General features: G+C 40.4%; 14 protein-coding genes and 1 pseudogene. 9 read left to right on the top strand and 6 right to left on the bottom strand.

Annotated elements, in window-relative coordinates:
- The 6 genes from B3Y13_RS00545 to B3Y13_RS00520 all read right to left on the bottom strand — a co-directional run.
- On the bottom strand, nucleotides 1-555 hold a 555-nt coding region (locus tag B3Y13_RS00545), incomplete at its 3' end, for a methylenetetrahydrofolate reductase (protein WP_296691956.1).
- A gap of 203 nt (nucleotides 556-758) precedes the next feature.
- The gene (locus B3Y13_RS00540; protein ID WP_296691952.1) at nucleotides 759-2,354 is read right to left on the bottom strand and encodes an NFACT family protein; all 1,596 of its coding nucleotides are present in this window, start codon (nucleotides 2,352-2,354) and stop codon (nucleotides 759-761) included.
- Between the two features lie 125 nt (nucleotides 2,355-2,479).
- The gene (locus tag B3Y13_RS00535; RefSeq protein ID WP_273066130.1) at nucleotides 2,480-3,109 is read right to left on the bottom strand and encodes an adenylate kinase; all 630 of its coding nucleotides are present in this window, start codon (nucleotides 3,107-3,109) and stop codon (nucleotides 2,480-2,482) included.
- Between the two features lie 184 nt (nucleotides 3,110-3,293).
- Nucleotides 3,294-5,756 carry an AAA family ATPase gene (locus B3Y13_RS00530; RefSeq protein ID WP_296691949.1) on the bottom strand — a complete coding sequence of 821 codons (2,463 nt, stop codon included), beginning with the start codon at nucleotides 5,754-5,756 and terminating at the stop codon, nucleotides 3,294-3,296.
- Nucleotides 5,757-5,776: 20 nt separating this feature from the next.
- Nucleotides 5,777-6,958 (bottom strand): hypothetical protein, encoded by a 1,182-nt coding sequence (locus tag B3Y13_RS00525; RefSeq protein WP_296691947.1) that lies wholly within the window; start codon nucleotides 6,956-6,958, stop codon nucleotides 5,777-5,779.
- A gap of 18 nt (nucleotides 6,959-6,976) precedes the next feature.
- Complete coding sequence (locus B3Y13_RS00520) at nucleotides 6,977-7,579, bottom strand: TP0733 family outer membrane beta-barrel protein (protein WP_296021620.1); 603 nt, start codon at nucleotides 7,577-7,579, stop codon at nucleotides 6,977-6,979.
- Nucleotides 7,580-7,742: 163 nt separating this feature from the next.
- Between B3Y13_RS00520 and folD the strand changes: the two genes are divergently transcribed.
- The 9 genes and pseudogenes from folD to B3Y13_RS00475 all read left to right on the top strand — a co-directional run bounded on the left by folD (nucleotide 7,743) and on the right by B3Y13_RS00475 (nucleotide 17,285).
- Nucleotides 7,743-8,624: a bifunctional methylenetetrahydrofolate dehydrogenase/methenyltetrahydrofolate cyclohydrolase FolD gene (gene folD, locus B3Y13_RS00515; protein WP_296021616.1), complete on the top strand. Its 882-nt coding sequence runs from the start codon at nucleotides 7,743-7,745 to the stop codon at nucleotides 8,622-8,624.
- Between the two features lie 320 nt (nucleotides 8,625-8,944).
- Nucleotides 8,945-9,739 (top strand): GTP cyclohydrolase FolE2, encoded by a 795-nt coding sequence (gene folE2 / locus B3Y13_RS00510; RefSeq protein ID WP_296691944.1) that lies wholly within the window; start codon nucleotides 8,945-8,947, stop codon nucleotides 9,737-9,739.
- A 130-nt stretch (nucleotides 9,740-9,869) separates the two neighbouring features.
- Nucleotides 9,870-11,276: a tRNA (N6-isopentenyl adenosine(37)-C2)-methylthiotransferase MiaB gene (miaB, locus tag B3Y13_RS00505; RefSeq protein ID WP_296691941.1), complete on the top strand. Its 1,407-nt coding sequence runs from the start codon at nucleotides 9,870-9,872 to the stop codon at nucleotides 11,274-11,276.
- 46 nt (nucleotides 11,277-11,322) lie between these two features.
- Nucleotides 11,323-11,784 carry a hypothetical protein gene (locus tag B3Y13_RS00500; protein WP_296021597.1) on the top strand — a complete coding sequence of 154 codons (462 nt, stop codon included), beginning with the start codon at nucleotides 11,323-11,325 and terminating at the stop codon, nucleotides 11,782-11,784.
- A gap of 38 nt (nucleotides 11,785-11,822) precedes the next feature.
- Nucleotides 11,823-12,833: an SPOR domain-containing protein gene (locus B3Y13_RS00495; RefSeq protein WP_296021592.1), complete on the top strand. Its 1,011-nt coding sequence runs from the start codon at nucleotides 11,823-11,825 to the stop codon at nucleotides 12,831-12,833.
- A 14-nt stretch (nucleotides 12,834-12,847) separates the two neighbouring features.
- Complete coding sequence (locus B3Y13_RS00490; RefSeq protein WP_296691939.1) at nucleotides 12,848-13,504, top strand: thiamine diphosphokinase; 657 nt, start codon at nucleotides 12,848-12,850, stop codon at nucleotides 13,502-13,504.
- A 132-nt stretch (nucleotides 13,505-13,636) separates the two neighbouring features.
- Nucleotides 13,637-14,818 (top strand): MFS transporter, encoded by a 1,182-nt coding sequence (locus B3Y13_RS00485; protein WP_296667554.1) that lies wholly within the window; start codon nucleotides 13,637-13,639, stop codon nucleotides 14,816-14,818.
- A 259-nt stretch (nucleotides 14,819-15,077) separates the two neighbouring features.
- Nucleotides 15,078-16,700: pseudogene (lysS, locus tag B3Y13_RS00480) on the top strand (lysine--tRNA ligase); the annotation flags it as partial.
- 27 nt (nucleotides 16,701-16,727) lie between these two features.
- Nucleotides 16,728-17,285 (top strand): hypothetical protein, encoded by a 558-nt coding sequence (locus B3Y13_RS00475; protein WP_296021782.1) that lies wholly within the window; start codon nucleotides 16,728-16,730, stop codon nucleotides 17,283-17,285.
- Nucleotides 17,286-17,339: the final 54 nt, after the last annotated feature.

Raw genomic sequence — 17,339 nt, 5'->3', positions numbered from 1 at the left:
CAAAAATGAATAAAGCATATCGTTGTCAAAAATCATCTGCGTAGTCAAAAAATCGACTCCGGCTTCGACTTTGTGCTTTAAGTTTTCGATGTCTGTGTCGCGGTTGGAGCTTTCCGGATGTCCTTCCGGATAACATGCGCCTCCTACACAGAATCCGTTTTGCTTTAAGAGCGGAACAAGGTCGGAAGCNNAGGGAAAAAGGTTTTCTCCTTCAAAAGCGTCTTTTGGCAAGTCGCCGCGCAATGCAAGCACATTGGTTATGTTTTTTTGTTTGAGGGTTTGGATTGTCTGTAAAAGCTGTTCTTTTGTCGAGCGGACGCAAGTTAAGTGCGCAAGCGAAGCTGTTCCTGATTTTTCGACAGCCTGTGCAAGGTCGGAAGTGTTTGTTTGTGTTGAACCGCCTGCCCCGTAAGTTATTGAAATAAAATCTGGCTTTAGAGAACTTAATGAAAGCGCAGTTTTTTTTACTGAATCAAAAGCCTCCTGTTTTTTTGGAGGGAAAATTTCAAAAGATATGGTAACTTTTTTAGAATTTAAGATTTCGCTGATTTTCATGGTTTTTAAGTTTAACAGAAAAAAGTTTTGTAATCTATATTTGGGAAAAATCTGCGTTTTTTTGGAAAATTTGCGTCAGGGGCTGTTAGCCGCGAAAGCGGTTCGGACGCGCTTGCGCGGCTGAACGGAAAAATTGCGCAGCAATTTTATAACGCAAAGACCCGGCGGGCTGTCCTGGCAAGGTCAGCCCGGACGCCCGCAAGTTAAAATTCGCTTTGATTTTCTTCCAGCTGCCTTAAAATTGCAGAATCCATTTTTATGTGAAGGTTTTTTTCGTTGGAAGGCAGAACAAGTCCTTTGGGGCCGTTTTTTGCGCGGCGAAGGTGCTTGACCTGTGTGTAATAGAGGTCGGCTTCTCCGTTTTTGCGCGCCTTTGAGTAATAAACTGCAAGGTTTCCGGCGGCGAGCATAATTTCGAGCGGAACTGTTTTTCCTGAGCGTGCCTTTATAAAGACGTAGCCTCCCGGATAATCGCGCGTATGAAACCACAAATCCGGACCTTTTACATAATGGCGCAAAAGCTCGTCGTTTTCTGTGGCGTCGCGTCCAACAAGAATTGTCCAGCCCTTTGATTCGTAAGAAAGTCCCGGCCGTTCGCTCTGCTCCTGCTGCCGCGGTTTTTGCTGTTTGCGCAGGAGCTGTTCAAGTTTGACGGGATTTTTTTCTGCGAGCATTGAATTGTATTTTTTGTCGAGTTCGGAAATTTGTTTTTTTGAGAGGAGTATGTCGTGCTCCAAATCTTCGAGACCGTGGCTTTGCTTTTTGTAAGTTTCGTAGTATTTTGCGGCGTTTTCGTGAGCTGATTTTTTCGGGTCGATTTTTATGTGGACTTTTTTGCCGTTTTCAAAGTCTTCGCAATCGAGGTAGCCGGAAGAAGCCTGTCCGTTTGTAAACATATAGCTGTAGGAAAGAATTAAATCTCCCCAGTGTTTCCATTGTTCCGCATTTAAAAAATCGCTTCGTTTTCGCTCAAGTTTTTCGAGCGCGTTTTCGAGCCTTGTTTTGTGCGAATTGTACCATTTTTCTGCCTGTTCGAGCAGTTTTTCGGTCGAAGTCCGTGAAGCGTTTTGAGAATAGAATAAATCGACTTTTTCGTTAAATGAAAGCTCTTTTGAGGTTTGTCCGCTGTTTTTTTTGTCTTTTAAGCCTTTTAAATTTTCCGAAGAATTTTGAATTTGATTAAAATCGCGGACTGGAAATTTTTGAAGGCTTAGGTTTTCCTCTTCGAGTTTTTCTTTTTCCGTCAAATCTGTAAAAATTTTAATTTCTGGCAAAACGAGAATTTCGCCTGAAATTTCGCCTTTTGCAGGACGGCGGTAAAAACTGTCAAAAATTACATTTTCTTTATTGCATAAAAAAATGTTTCCTGCGTTTGACCAAAGCCTTATGTAAAGATTTAATTCTTCAATTCCGTCTTCCTCGGCCTGGATTTTTTTCTTTTTTGCAAATTTTTCCTGGGCGGCAGGCATTACGTAAACCGGACCTTCGCGGTATGTTGAAATTTTTATAATCCGCTCTTTGCCAAGTTGCCGGCATTCCGTAATTTTTGCGCCTTTTATTCTTGAGCGAAGAATTTCATAAAAACGCAGAGGTTTTTCGTTTTTTGGAATTTTTCTTTTTACTTCGTTGAGCCTGCATTCACCTGCGGCGAGGCAGATAAAAACTGTTTTTGGAACGCCGGGTTTGTAAGTATAAAGTGCAATCGAATCAAATGAAGGCTGTACAATTTCCTGAATAAACGAGCCTGTCAAATCCAGTTCTTTTAAGATTAAATCGATTTCGTTACAGTTAAGTGACATAAAAAAGGTTGGTTTTTGTTTGAAAAAAATGCCTGGAACTTTTATTGCCGCACAAAAAAACTGTACGGCAATAAAAAATTTGAGCTTAAGCGGCTGCAATTTTTGAGGCTTAAACTCTCTGAAATTTATTTTTTAAATTTTGCTTCGAATTCTTCAAGAACTTTTTCTGGAGCTGGGCGCGCGTCGATGTCTACGAGGTTTCCTTTTTCCTTGTAAAAATCAATGAGCGGAGCTGTAGATTTTCTGTAAACTACAAGTCTGTTCTGAATTGATTCTGTTTTGTCGTCATCGCGGGTGTAAAGTTCTCCGCCGCATTTGTCGCATTTTCCTTCAACTTTTGGCGGATTGAATTTTACGTGGTACATCTGTCCGCAGTCTTTGCAGCATACGCGGCCGCCAAGACGCTCAACAACAGCTTCGTCTGCAATGTCGAAGTTTACGGCAGCGTCGATTTTTGCAAAAGATTCGAGCGCTTCTGCCTGGGGAATTGTGCGTGGAAAACCGTCCAAAATATAACCGTTTGCTGTGTCTGGCTGAGAAAGTCTGTCTTTTACAAGACCGATTGTAATTTCGTCGCTTACCAAACCGCCGGCGTCAATAATCGCCTTTGCTTTTTTGCCAAGTTCAGTTCCGTTTTTAATGTTCTCGCGGAAAATGTCGCCTGTCGAAATGTGTGGAATGTTAAAAGCCTTTGCTGCTTCCTTTGCAAGAGTTCCTTTTCCAGCTCCTGGAGGTCCTAAAAAAATAAAATTCATCGTTTTCTCCAAAAATTATTATAAAATGGGCGTTTCCCTCGCTTGTGTTCGGGGCGTGCGTTACGTTGCTCGGTAACCCTCGGCCTCCTCAGTCGCACAACAAAGTTGTGCTCCTTGCGGTGGCTGGCTTTGCCACAACTCCATGCACTAACGCTTTTCTAATATATCAAAAAATCTTCCTAACTTAAAGACCTTTTTTTTGCGTTGTGTCTGCCTGAACTTTTACCGTCAAAAATTCAATTGTCGTATTCCAGTTAAAAAGCGTGTTCTGGCAGGCAACGCTCAAAAGATTTTTGATTTTTGCCAAATCTTCCGTTCCGATTTCTCTTGCCATTGCCGAACCGTAAGAAGAATTTTCTGCATCAAACCAGCGGTTTATTTCTGTTTCTGTAATCCGTCTTTTTTCTGTAATTACTTTTGTTGCGGATTTTACAAAAAATCCATGTTCTTCAAAGGCGGCTTTTACTGAATTTTCGTTCCAGGCAAAAAGTGGATTTTCTTCGTTGCCAAAAAATTCTTTTTCGGCGTTTTCCATTTTTTTTAAGATTCCTTCGTAAGCGTTTCTTGTGCTCTCTGTCAGAATTTGGTTATAAATCAATTCCCAGATTTTCTGTCCTTTTGAAGGAATCCTTTGCGAAATTACAATCTGCTGGTCGTCTGCCACAAGGTTTTTCGGAAGGTTTTTGAGCGCGCTTGCAAGAACGTCCACGCTGTCCTGGCAGTTGAATGGATCTCGAAAGAAAATCCTGTCAAAAATCATTCCGTTTTCGTTGTATTCTTCAAGAATTTTTGCAAAAACCTGCATGCTCAGATAATTTTCTAGGCTTTCCGGCCGAAGTTTTAAAGCAGGACGGTCTAAATCGTCCAATGTGCGTCCATATTGTTCAAGAATTTCAAGTCCGCGTTGATTTGAACAAAGTCCAGCCGTTACGCCTTCTGGAGTTTTTCTGCTTACTTCCCAGATTAAAAGTCCGTCGTCCGCATTCCAGACAAGGCTTCTTGTGTGCCTGCTCAAGTCCGCCAGTTGAATCATTGCATTGCGGATTGTTGTAAGAATTTCCGCCCGGTTGGAGTCGAGCCTGCTTTTCCATGATTTGTCCGCACGGTCAAGAGCTGTTTCGCGGCGTTCATTTTTTGGAGTAAATGTCAGGTTTTCTGGTTTCGTAATCGAGTTTTTTTCAAAGTTTTTATTTATCCACCATTCACCGATTGGATTGTCAAAGTCTGTTGCAAAATGAGGAAGAGGGTGCATTCCGCACGAAACGTCGGATTCCGGTTTTTCGGGTTCAATTCCTTCCAAAATTGCAGAAATTTGAATTTCCCGGCGGCTCAAGACATCTTCTTTTATTTTTGCCTCGTAGCCCTGAGAGGTTGGCGTGTAAAAGACTCTTCCGACAAGTTCTGTTGGAAGATATTGCTGAGCAACCCAATGGTCGCGGTAAGCGTGCGGATAAAGATAACCGTTTCCGTGTCCAAAACCCTCGGCGTCTCGCGAAGAATCCCGCAAGTGGTTTGGAACTTCGGCATCTTCTCTTTCAACGCTCGAAAGCGCGTCAAAAAATGCCATGCTCGAATTCGATTTTGGGCAGGTCGAAAGGTAAAGCGCCGCGTGAGCCAGAAAATACCGTCCTTCTGGAAGTCCGACGCGGTCAAAAGCCTGAGCGCAGTTTTCTACAATGCAGACTGCGTTTGGATCTGCAAGTCCTGTGTCTTCGCAGGCAGAAATCAACATTCTCCTAAAAATAAAATGCGGATCTTCTCCGGCGCGCACCATTCTAGCAAGCCAATACATTGCCGCGTCTGGATCTCTTCCGCGCAAGGATTTTATAAATGCGGATATTATGTCGTAGTGATAGTCGCCATCGCGGTCATACAGAACAACTTTCTTTTGAATCGATTCTTCTGCGGTTTCTTTTGAGATAAAAATTGTCGAACCCCAGGCTGGAACAGGATTTGCGTTGTAAGGATCCCATTTTTCAGGTGTTGTTTCTACAGCAAGTTCCAGGGCATTTAAAAGTGAACGGGCATCTCCGTTCGCAGTTTCCACAAGGTGTTCGAGAGCGCCTTTTTCAAATTCAACGTTCCAGTGTCCGTATCCGCGCTCAATATCGTTTAAGGCAAAATTTGCGGCTTTAAAAAGGTCAGCTTTTGTGAGCGGCTTTAATTGAAAGACACGGCTTCTCGAAACAAGGGCTTTATTTACTTCAAAGAACGGATTTTCTGTTGTTGCGCCGATTAAAATAATTGTTCCGTTTTCTACCCAGGGCAGAAGGGCGTCCTGCTGAGCTTTGTTCCAGCGGTGAACTTCATCAACGAACAAAATTGTACGTCTTCCGTAAAGCTTAAAATAATCGTCTGCCTGTTTTATTGCGGCTCGAATTTCTGCAACTCCAGTCAAAACGGCATTTAGCGTAATAAAGTTTGATTTTGTGTGATTTGCAATTACTCGTGCAAGAGTTGTTTTTCCACAGCCGGGCGGTCCGTAAAAAATTACAGATGTTAGCTGGTCGGCTGCAATTGCGCGGCGCAGGAGCCTGCCTTTTCCGACAATATGATCCTGACCGATATATTCGTCCAAATTTCTAGGGCGGAGTCTTGCAGCCAAAGGTTCTTTTTGTGTTTTTGAAGCGTCAAACAAATCACTCATAAAGAGAGTTTAGCACAAAATTATTCACGGTTCCACTTTGCTCTTGCTGGATAATAAGACCACAAGCTTGCGTTTTTGCGTGTAGCAGAAGTGCTCGAAGGGTTTCCTTCAAAATTCAATGCGGCGTAAATGTCTGTGGCTGTGTCTGATTTTGTCGGGTCGATTGTCAAAAGTATCGGAACAATGTACGAAGAAGACAGGGTTGAAGTTGCGTTCGCAGAAATTGTTGTCGCAGAACCTGTCGGAATTCCAGCGTTAAGAGCAGTATTGTCTAAACCGCTTGTTGTTCCGAGCAAAAGTTTGTCTTTTGTAACGGCAATCGAACGGATTTCGCTTGAGTCGCAAGATACCTTTGTCCATTCAGAATCTCCGGCTGCTCTGTAGTAGACTGTAGTGCTGCTTGCGTAGTAAATCATTGTTGCGTCTGAATTGTAAGATTCGTTGGAAGTGATTGCGGGAGAATCTGTAAAGTAGAATGTGATACCGTCAAAAGTAGAAACTCCTTTTGCACTTGAGTAGATTGAAGTTGAATTGTCGCCTGACGTAAAATTATATTCACTGCTTTCTTCTATTAAAGTTGCTTTTCCGCCATCGAGTTTGTAAATTTTCCCATTAATTCTTGCAAAAGCGTAGCGGTTTTCGTTTTTTGGAGTATTTGTACAGAATATCGATGAAGCCGAAACTATTTCGCTTGTGATTGATTCGTCGTCAAAAGCAACAGTCTGCCAGCCTGCGTCTTTGTTTGAAGTGTCGAGGTATTTTAATTCTTTTGAAATTCCTTCCATCTCGCCATCGTCTGTAACTTCTTGTACAAAAAAAGAAAGAGAATAGATTTCTCCATTGTGGTTTGCGGCAAGTCTTACATAATTATTGCCTGGCCTTGAAGCCGTGAGCCAGTGTCCGTGTTCGGAAGTTGTGTAGTCTGTCGGATCTGTTCCGTCTGCCACGTATGTTCCGCCATTTTTTACGGCATTGTCTATATCTTTTTTCCACACGACAGGGTTTGCCGACAAATAAAGATATTCTTTTGAATCAGAACTGTCGGTTACGCGGACAAGAGAATGAACTGTGCCTTGAATTTGTGCATCCGAAAGTTTTACTTCTTCGCGGATTGTGTCAAAAATTACGCCGTTGCACGAAGTAAAAATTGAGATGGCAGAAAATATAAATATTGAAATTATGCTTTTTGAAAGTTTTTTCATTTTTTTTATTTCCGTTTTTTAGAAGTGGTACCTTGCTGCTATTACGACAGAAGAAAAATTGCCGTGGTCGTTGTTTTCTGAATCTTCATACCACTGGGGCAAATACATAAAATTTCCCTTTATGCCAAACGACCAGCTTGGAGTTACGCGGTAAAAAATTCCTGCTTCTGGCTTAAGTGTAAGACCTGGAAAATATGTGTTGTTAAGATAACTTTCGACAGCCGCTCCGATTCCCATTGTTATTGGAAATTCAAATTTTTTTATAGTTGGCTGCACTGTAAAGCAGAATACAAATGGTACGTAAGTGAACATATTCTCTCCGATTGTCGGATTGTATCCAAAACTTACATCGAGACCGACTGCAAACCATGAAGTCAGAAATCTGTGGTAACCGATTGTTCCTGCTCCTCCGGTCGAAAGCTGACCTTCGCGGTAAAGTGGAAAATCGCCGCCAAAATTGAGCGGAAATGTTACCATAAGTCCAATATTTATGAATTGATCGCCAGGCTCGTTCATTCTATATTCAACGGCAAATCTGTCATCATCTTCGTCTTGTTCCTGACTAAAAACCGCAGTTGAAAATAAAAAAACAGTGCAACAAATTGCAATGAATTTTTTCATCTTATGCTCCAAATCTAATAGAAAAATTGCTAAAAAATATATATAGTTTTATCGAAAAGATTAACCTAATAAGGCTTTTTTTTCAATATTTAATCACAGTACAAAAACCGTCTTTGTGTCGCTAAGTTACGAAAAATTTTACGAAGTTTTTGGAGGTAAAAAAATGAGTGCTCAAATTATTGATGGAAAACAGATTGCGCTTGAAGTTCGTGCTGGTGTTGCAGAAAAAGTTGCCGCGCTAAAGGCAAAAGGAATAACGCCTTGTCTTGCAGTCATTCTTGTTGGAGAAAATCCTGCATCAGTAAGCTATGTAACTGGAAAACGCAAGGCTCTTGCAGAAGCCGGCATGACCGACCGCTCCGAAATTTTACCAGAAAATACGACAGAAGAGGAACTTTTGGCTTTGATTGACAAATTGAACAAAGACAGTTCTGTTCATGGAATTTTGGTTCAGTTGCCTTTGCCTAAGCATATTGATGAAGATAAGGTGATTATGGCAATCAGTCCTGAAAAAGACGTTGACGGTTTTCATCCGGTGAATGTTGGAAAAATGGTAATTGGAAAAAAAGCATTTTTACCATGTACACCGCATGGAATTATTGTTTTGCTCAAGAGAATGGGAATCGAAACTTCTGGAAAGCATGCTGTTGTAATCGGACGTTCAAATATTGTAGGAAAACCTGTAGCTCTTTTGCTTGCAAGACGCGAAACAAACTGTACAGTTACAATGTGCCATACAGGAACAAAAAATATGGCAGAAATCGTAAAGCAGGCTGATATTATTGTCGCCGCTTCTGGACATCCGCATACAGTAACCGCCGACATGGTAAAAGAAGGAGCTGTTGTAATCGATGTAGGCGTAAACAGAATTCCAGATGCGACAAAAAAGAGCGGTTTCCGCTTGATTGGCGATACAGATTTTGAAGCAATAAAAGAAAAAGCCAGCTTTATAACCCCGGTTCCAGGCGGCGTAGGCCCAATGACAATCGCCATGCTCATGTACAATACTCTTGAAGCTGCGGAACGAAGTGAGCAGCTTCAGTAAAATAAACGAGAATTGCGAAGCAATTGTCGTCGGGCTGTAGCGAAGCGAAAACCCGCCAATACTCTTGAAGCTGCGGAACGAAGTGAGCAGCTTCAGTAAAATAAACGAGAATTGCGGAGCAATTGTCGGCTGGTTCCGGTTTTCGGAACCAGCGCTTGCACTAGCGATGTGCAGGGCGCGCAGCGTGGGGCTGCCTTAAAAATAAAAGGCTAATTTAAAACCAAATTTGTATATTTGTGAGCTTCTTGCAGCCCCATGGAGCGGAAGCGGAACCCGGAACGTAGCGACCGGCTCTGACGGTAGTGCCCAAATAAAAAATTATGGTAAAAAATATGATTGATGTTCAAAACTCTCCTGACACCAGGGAAGTGCCGCTGCAGAAAGTTGGCGTAAAAAATGTAAAATATCCTGTCCAGGTGTTGGATAAAAACAACAAAGTTCAGAATACAACTGCCTGTGTGAATCTTTTTGTTAATTTGCCGCATGATTTTAAGGGCACCCACATGAGCCGCTTTATAGAAGTTTTCCATAAATATCATTCTGACATTTCGATGAAGAGTTTTTTGGAAATGCTCGAAGAAATTCGTGAAAAGCTTGATGCGCAGCGTGCTTTTGGAAGAATAAGTTTTCCGTATTTTATTGAAAAAAATGCCCCTGTAACCAGTGCAAGCGGTTTTATGCAGTACAATTGCACTTACGAAGGCGAAAGCGAGATGCAGGAAAATGGTGTGGATTCTAAGTTTTTTGTTGGAATTGAAGTCCCTGTGGCAACTTTGTGTCCTTGCAGCAAGGCTATAAGCGAATTTGGCGCTCATAATCAGCGAGGCTGCGTAAAAGTAAAAGTTTTGTATTCGGATTTTTTTTGGATTGAAGACATTATCGAAATGATTGAAAATTGCGCTTCGACACCGCTTTATTCTGTTTTGAAGCGTCAGGATGAAAAATTTGTGACCGAACATGCTTACGAAAATCCGCGTTTTGTAGAAGATATGGTTCGGGAAGTTTATCTTGGACTTAAAAAAATGGGATTTGCCTGGTTTAAGGTTGAATGCACGAATTACGAAAGCATTCATTTTCATGACGCTTATGCTTGCGCAGAATTTGGAAGCTGCTGATTAAAAACGAAAAGTCAAAAATTGCATTTTGCGAGGAAATACGTGGTTTTGAGTGTTTTTTTGTGCGCTCTGCCACGTATTTTTTTTAGTATTCTCAAGTTGATGAAAATTTACTAAAATAATTAGAATTATGACTTATTTTTTTGAAACCTATGGGTGTGAAATGAATATTGCGGAATCTGCCGCAATTGAACAGCTTTTTATTAGCCGCGGCTGGTCGAAGGCGGAGGAGCCGGAACTTGCGGATATGGTTGTTATAAATACTTGTTCTGTGCGCGGTTCTGCCGAAAATCGTATTTTTGGCCGGCTCGGCTATTATTCCGGTGTAAAAAAAATTCGTCACAAAGAGCCTGGCGCTAAAACCCGCCTTGAAGAAATGCAGAAAGCCGTTGATTTTGTTGAAAAAAATGGTGTTGTTCCGTTTTATGTTGTCTTGATGGGCTGCATGGCTGAACGTCTTTTGGACAGCGTTAAAAAAGATTTTCCGGTTATTGATTTTGTTGTAGGAACTTTTGGAAAAAGCAAATTTGGCGACATAATTTCTGCCGCGGAAGAACATAAAAAAGGTTTTAAAATCGAAGAAGATTCCGAATACACTTTCCCAAAAATCAGTTACGAAGAGCAGGCTTTTAGCACTTTTGTTCCGATTATGCACGGATGCAACAATTTTTGTACTTATTGCATTGTTCCGTATGTGCGCGGACGCGAAGTAAGCCGGCCTGTTGAACAGATTCTCGCGGAAATCGATTTTCTTTCTAAACGCAATGTAAAAGAAATTACGCTTTTGGGACAGAATGTAAACGCTTATCGTTGCAAGGACGAATCTGTAGAAGGAGGAGAGTTGAATTTTCCTAAGCTTCTCAAAAAAATCAGCGCGCATCTTGACGAAACATCTTCTTCAATTCGCTGGATTCGCTTTGAATCGTCAAATCCAAATGATTTTAGCGACGAATTGATTGAAATGATTGTGAACGACAGCCATGTCTGCCACGGTTTTCATATTGCCGCTCAGCACGGAAACAACGAGATTTTGCGGAGAATGAACCGAAAAAATACCCGTGAAGAATTTTTAACTCTTGTAAAAAAACTTCGCAGTGCCATGCCGGACGTTGAGCTTGTTACGGATTTAATGGTTGGATTTCCTGGCGAAACGGAAGAACAGTTTGAAGATATTCTTTCGTTTATGAACGAGATAAAATTTGAAAGCGCGTTTATGTACTATTATAATCCAAGAGAAGGAACTCCAGCTGCAAGTTTTGAAAATCAGATTGACGTTGCCATAAAAAAAGAACGCTTAAAAAAAGTGATAGATCTTCAGTTAAAGCATACGGCGGAAGTCATGAACAGCCGTGTTGGAAAAACCGTAAATGTTCTTGCCGATATTGTGAGCCGCGACGACGAAAATGAACTTTTGGGCAAAACTGAGCAAAACGAGAGAGTCGCCTTCAAAGCCGACAAAAAACTGATAGGCTCGTTTGTGACAGTAAAATTGACAGCCTTGAACGGGAATACGTTTAAGGGAGTTATGATAAATTAGGGAATTAAAAGTTTGTGTTGCAAACTTTTTTACATGGAGGAAAAATATGCCTTTAAAATTGATTGGAACAATAATTCTTCTTGTAATTGTAACTATTTTTTGTGGTTTTAATCTTGAAGATGTGAATAAATGCGACGTAAACCTTGTTTTTTATAATTTTCACAATGTGCCTGTTTTTTTAACGGTTCTTGCATCGTTTTTGGCAGGAATTGTCGTAATGTTGCCTTTTGCCCTGTTCAAAAAGAAAATGTCGAAAAAACAAATTTCTCAGGCAGCAGAAAAAATAAACGAAAAAGAAACAAAAAAAGCGGAAAAACAAAAATCGCTTGCTGAAAAAGCCGAAAAAAAAGCGCAGCATGAAGAAGAAAAGACTATTTTTGATTTTAAGATCCGCCGTCCAGTCGAAAAAAAATCTGCAAAGCCAAAAGAAGCTTCAAAAGACGGCAGCAACGTGAATTCTGTTCCAAAGCCTGCTGTGGATATTGATAACGCCAAGACAGAAAAATAATTTTCCGGCGACTTGAAAAACTGTTTGTGAGGAAAGTTATGAAGCGTTTTTTTACAGTATTTTTTATTTTTAATCTCGTTTTTTTTGTTTTTGCCCAGAATTCAAATACTGCAAGAAAAATTGCTGAAGAGGCGGCCCGCAAAGATACTCTTGAGCAGTCGGTTATCTATCTTAAAAAAAATGTTCCGGCATTGCAAAATCTTGCAGAAAAACGTTCGGGCTATGCTTTTTTGGCCGGTGTTTTGGAGCAGAGCGGAAATTTTCAGGAAGCAATGAATTTTTATGTTCAGGCGGCGGCAATTGCGGCAGGCGATGCTGTAGGAATGCAGAAAAAATCGAGTGAGCAGCTAGTTCTTGATGCGGTGCGTTGCGCCTTGAGCGCAGGAGATTGGATAACTGCTCAAAATTATCTTAATTCTGCCGTCCGGAATTCTTCTGATTCTGAAATAATCGCTTTTATAAAACTTTATGAACAGTGGAGCATTTTGTGCCAGTCAAAAACTTCTGCTGAGCTTACAGAACCTGTTGCAATTCTAAAAACTTATTCGTCCCTGCCTTCTATGAAATCCGTTCAACCCCAGGTTTTGCTGACTTTGTGGCACATAACCGGAGAAGAAACATATTCTGCTCAATTAAAAAAAACTTTTCCTAAGAGCCTTGAATCGGCAATTGTAAAAGGTGAAATTCAGATTTTGCCGGCTCCGTTTTGGTATTTTGTTCCAAGAAAAACAGATTCTGTTCCAGAAATTGCAAGTGTTCAAGATTCTGAATCTGAAATTCAGTCAAAAAATGAAAATTCAGAAAAAAACGAAGATAATTCAAAAAATGAAAAAATTATTCGTCAGCAGCTTGGACTTTTTAAGGACAAGGCAAATGCGGAAAGTTTGGTTTCAAAATTGAAAGAAAAAGGCTTTTTGCCTCATGTTACCGAAGAAATACGTCCGAGCGGAACAAAATATTATCTTGTCGTAGTTGATGAAAATAAGGCAGGCTCTGTCGGAAACGAATTGCGCAATGCCGGTTTTGAATGTTATCCGATTTTTGAATAAAGTTTCGGCGAAAGATGAATGGTTTGAAAAAAAATATTTTAAAAAAAAGTCGCTGCGTAATTTTCGGGGCCGCAAAAATTCAAAATTATGGGCAGATAAAAAAAAATTTGCTTCCTGATGATTTTTTTGTTTTTTGTGACGGCGGACTTGTTCATTCAAAAGAACTGAAAATTGAACCTGATTTAATTGTTGGAGATTTTGATTCTTTTGAAAAACCTGAGACAAATTCGGAAACAATTGTTCTTCCTTGTGAAAAAGATGACACGGATTCATTTTTTGCCGTAAAAGAAGCGTTTGGACGGGGCTTTAGAAATTTTATGCTCGTTGGAATGACTGGCGGCCGTTTTGACCATTCTATGGTCAACGTTTCTGCGCTTATCTGGCTTTTTAAACGGAAGTGCAGCGCTTTTGTTCTTGATGATTTTTCAAAAATGCAGATTGTTGGAAAAAATCCTGTTTTTGTGAATAAAAATTGCAAATATTTTTCGATAATTCCTGTTTGCGGAAAAGTAAAAGGACTAAATATTTTGGGCGCAAAATATCCGTTAAAAAATGGAAAAGTAAGTCCAGAATACATTTACACGACGAGCAATGAAGTTTTGCTAGATCAAACCGCAAAAGTAAGCGTAAAAAAAGGAATTGTCCTGCTCATTGAAATATTTTCAGAATAATTTGCTGAGTATATTTTATAATTTTAGAATTATTTTTTATATTTTTTATTAAGTTTGAATCATTTTTTGAAAAGTGATAGACTGAACAGGATTATAATATCATATTTTTACATGGAGACATGGGGATAAAAAATGGAAAAAAAAGTAAATTTCAAAAAATTTTTGCCAAACTATTTTTCGTTTTTTGTAAATGGTTCAGTCGTTTTGATTGTCGGCGCAATCTTGCCTTATGTAATCGATGAAGCAAAAATCAGTTTTGCAGTTGCAGGTTCGCTGCTTTCGTTCTTTGCAATCGGAAATTTTCTTGCAAGCTTTGTAAATCCTTTTTTGACTAAACTTGCAGGAAGAAAAATTTCGATATTCATAACATCTCTTTTTATGCCGTTGTCGCTTTTTGGACTTTCTTTTTTGCCGCATGTTTCTGTAATGCTTTTGCTTTTTATTCTTCTTGGGATAAGCCGCGGCTGTTACAGCGTTATAAATAATGCTTACATCAATGAAAATTCTGACGGAACTCCGGTTGCGCTCAATATTTTGCATATGGTTTTTGCAATCGGTGCATTTTTGGCTCCAATGGTAATGTCGCTGTTCTTTAAGTTTGATTTTACCTGGCGTGCAATTGTTTACACCCTTGCCATTGCTTCATTCTGTTCTGCGGTTTATATGCTGACCTTGGATTTGACTCCAAAAAACGTTTCTGCTGAAAAAACAGAAAGAGAAAGCCTTGCAAAAAAATCTCCATTCTGGAAGCAGCCTCTTTTTTATCTTTCGGGATTTCTTCTATTTTTCTATCTGGGACTTGAAAACTGCGTAAACGGTTGGTTTGTAACATATTTTAAAAATACAGGAATTATGTCGCCGGCATTTGCAAATTCTTTGGTTTCTTTTACCTGGCTTGCGGTTTTGTTTGGACGGCTTTTGACGGCCTATGTTTCGAGAAAAATAAAAAAACAGAATATAATTCTTTTTGACTGCATTATAACTGCCATTTTCTTTATTCTTTTGATATCGACAAAAAATTTGGGAATTATTACTTTTGCGATTATCGGACTTGGCCTGTTTTTTGCTGGAATTTATCCGACTACAGTTTCCAATGCTTCTGATGCAATTGTAGGTTCTGACCTTGGAACTTCTATGCTTTTGGCAATCGCTGCTCTTGGAGGAATTGTAACTCCTCAGATAGTTGGAATCGTAGCCGACAAAATCGGGCTTGTAGGAGCAATTTGCATTCTTTTGGTAAATGCTTCGGCAATGATTGTTATTTCTGTCGTAAATTTTTTGTTAAAAAGAAAATCTGAACGGCTTGAAAAATAACTTTGTAAGTTGAGCTTAAAAAGCAGATAAAAAAAGCGGTTTATTGTATAAACCGCTTTTTTTTTGTAAAATCAAAGTGAATTTTTTCAGATTCCTGCTTTTGTGGCAGGGGCTGTAAGGGACGCAAAGCGTGTGTTTTTGCGCAGCAAAAATACTGGAGGCGCCGGGACGCCGCAACCCTGAAAGACCCGGTTTTTGCAGAGCAAAAAGCCACCCGAATAAACGGTGGAAGATATATATTTTTTTCTAGGAATGAAAAATGTCAGAAAGAAACATTTCAGAACTCTGCCATTGGGCTGACCAGCAGGCAGAAAGAATTATCAAGCAGAAAGGCGAACTTGACCTTTATACTTGCGCTTCGGGAATTACTCCGAGCGGAACTGTTCATATTGGAAACTTCCGCGAAATTATTACTGTTGACTTGATTGTCCGCGCTCTACGCGATCGTGGCAAGAATGTGCGTTTTATTTATTCTTGGGACGACTATGATGTGTTTAGAAAAGTTCCTGGAAATATGCCTAAACCGGAAGTTCTGGAAAAATATTTGCGCTATCCAATAACTATGGTTCCGGACACTTTCGGACGAGACGAGAATTATGCCCGCCACCACGAAAAGGATATTGAGACTCAGCTTCCTCGTGTTGGAATTTATCCTGAATTTTTATATCAGGCGAGCCGCTACCGCGCTAACCGCTATGCTGAAGGTATGAAAACTGCAATGCAGAATCGCGGTGTAATTAAAGAATGTCTTAATACTTATCGTGACGACGAGCATAAAATGAAGCCGGAAGATGTTTACTGGCCTGTTGCCGCTTTTTGCTGTAATTGTAACAAAGACACGACCGAAATTTTGGATTATGACGGCGAATACGGAATTACTTACAAATGTACAAGTTGCGGTCATGTAGAAAAAGGCGATCTCCGCACTTCAAAAGAGTTTAAGCTTGGCTGGCGCGTTGACTGGCCGATGAGATGGAATGAAGAAAAAGTTGTGTTTGAGCCGGGCGGAAAAGACCACATTTCTCCGGGCGGTTCTTATGATACTGCAAAACTTGTTTCTAAGCGCCTTTACAACTGGGACGCTCCCGTCACAATGAAATACGATTTTGTAAAGCTTAAGGGTGTTCCTGGAAAAATGTCTTCTTCAAAAGGAAAGGTAATTTCTTTGGTAGACGCTCTCGAAGTCTACCAGCCGGAAGTTTTGCGCTACATTTTTGCGCAGAACAAGGTAGACCACGAATTTTCAATCAGCTTTGACCTTGACGTTGTTACTGTTTACGAGGCTTATGACCGTACAGAAAGAATCGCCTGGGGAAAAGAGCTTCCAAAGGAAAAAGACGAGAAAAAACGCGAGTCAATAATCAACCACGAAAAGCGCATTTATGAACTGAGCCAGGTTGAACCGGGATTCCCGAAAGTTGAGCCTTATCAGATTGGTTTTCGCCTTTTGACAACCCTTTTGCAGACTTATTCAGGCGACATCGATGCTGTAATCAAGAGCCTTGGAAATGTAAAACCTGAACAGGAAGAAGTTTTGCGTCGCCGCTGTGTTTGCGCATGGTACTGGATTAACGAAAGCGCGCCTGACTGCGCTCCGGACTTCTGCTTTAAAATCCGCGATGACGGAACAACAGCAAAACTTCCGCATGCATTGGCAGATGCTGTTAAAAAAGTTCACGATGAAGTTCTTCCAAAAATTTCTTCGTTCCAGACAGACAGAGATTGTCAAGAAGCAATTTACGCAGTTGCAACTTCTCTTGGAATTGACGCAAAAAAGCTCTTTACCGCTCTTTACGAAGTTATTATTGGAAAAGACCAGGGACCGCGCCTTGGAAGTTTTATGCGCATAATCGAAGCTGGCAAGCTCGATCGTCTTTTAGCAAGCGTTGAAGGCGTTGACGAATCAAAATTGCAGAAAAAGACAACCGAAAAAAAACTTACTCCAGAGCAGATTGATAAACTTCCTCCTGCAGAAAGATTCAGCAGACGTGTAATCTTAAAAGTAAGCAAGATTGAAAAAGTTGAGCAGCATCCGGGTGGTGCTTTCCTTTATATTTTAACTCTTAACACAGGCGATGCAGAACCTCGGCAGATTGTAAGTTCTATTGTTCCGTTCTATAAGGCGGAAGAGCTTTTAGGAAAGAACATTGTTTTGGTTTACAACTTAAAGCCTGCAAATTTCCGAGGAGTTCGTAGCAATGGGATGCTTCTTGCTGCCTCTGATCCGGCCGTTACTGACAAAGAAACTTGCGAAGTAATTTTTGCACCGCAGTTTGAGGTTGGAACAATTCTTGAGCCAGAAGGATTTAGCGCGCCAGAAGAAGAACTTTGCTTTGTAAAAGCCGACAAGTTTGCAGAAATGGGGCTGCATACAAAGTCAGGTTTTGTAGAAATTGATGGAAAGAAAATTGGAGCAAACGGAAAATTTTTGACCGTAGAACTCTACAAAGACGGAAAAGTAAAATAAAATTTTTTGGGCATTAAAAATATGGCGGTTAAATTTGTTGTCATAAGGCACAAG

Origin of the sequence: Treponema sp. UBA7567 (assembly GCF_002476655.1) — a bacterium.
Taxonomy (GTDB): domain Bacteria; phylum Spirochaetota; class Spirochaetia; order Treponematales; family Treponemataceae; genus Treponema_D.
Note: the sequence above shows the minus strand (reverse complement) of the source record. Positions and strands in the feature narration are given on the sequence as shown.

Coding starts and splice junctions, on each gene's coding strand:
- B3Y13_RS00540 (WP_296691952.1), bottom strand. CDS start 2,354: ATGTCACTTAACTGTAACGAAATCGATTTAATCTTAAAAGAACTGGAT.
- B3Y13_RS00535 (WP_273066130.1), bottom strand. CDS start 3,109: ATGAATTTTATTTTTTTAGGACCTCCAGGAGCTGGAAAAGGAACTCTT.
- B3Y13_RS00530 (WP_296691949.1), bottom strand. CDS start 5,756: ATGAGTGATTTGTTTGACGCTTCAAAAACACAAAAAGAACCTTTGGCT.
- B3Y13_RS00525 (WP_296691947.1), bottom strand. CDS start 6,958: ATGAAAAAACTTTCAAAAAGCATAATTTCAATATTTATATTTTCTGCC.
- B3Y13_RS00520 (WP_296021620.1), bottom strand. CDS start 7,579: ATGAAAAAATTCATTGCAATTTGTTGCACTGTTTTTTTATTTTCAACT.
- folD (WP_296021616.1), top strand. CDS start 7,743: ATGAGTGCTCAAATTATTGATGGAAAACAGATTGCGCTTGAAGTTCGT.
- folE2 (WP_296691944.1), top strand. CDS start 8,945: ATGGTAAAAAATATGATTGATGTTCAAAACTCTCCTGACACCAGGGAA.
- miaB (WP_296691941.1), top strand. CDS start 9,870: ATGACTTATTTTTTTGAAACCTATGGGTGTGAAATGAATATTGCGGAA.
- B3Y13_RS00500 (WP_296021597.1), top strand. CDS start 11,323: ATGCCTTTAAAATTGATTGGAACAATAATTCTTCTTGTAATTGTAACT.
- B3Y13_RS00495 (WP_296021592.1), top strand. CDS start 11,823: ATGAAGCGTTTTTTTACAGTATTTTTTATTTTTAATCTCGTTTTTTTT.
- B3Y13_RS00490 (WP_296691939.1), top strand. CDS start 12,848: ATGAATGGTTTGAAAAAAAATATTTTAAAAAAAAGTCGCTGCGTAATT.
- B3Y13_RS00485 (WP_296667554.1), top strand. CDS start 13,637: ATGGAAAAAAAAGTAAATTTCAAAAAATTTTTGCCAAACTATTTTTCG.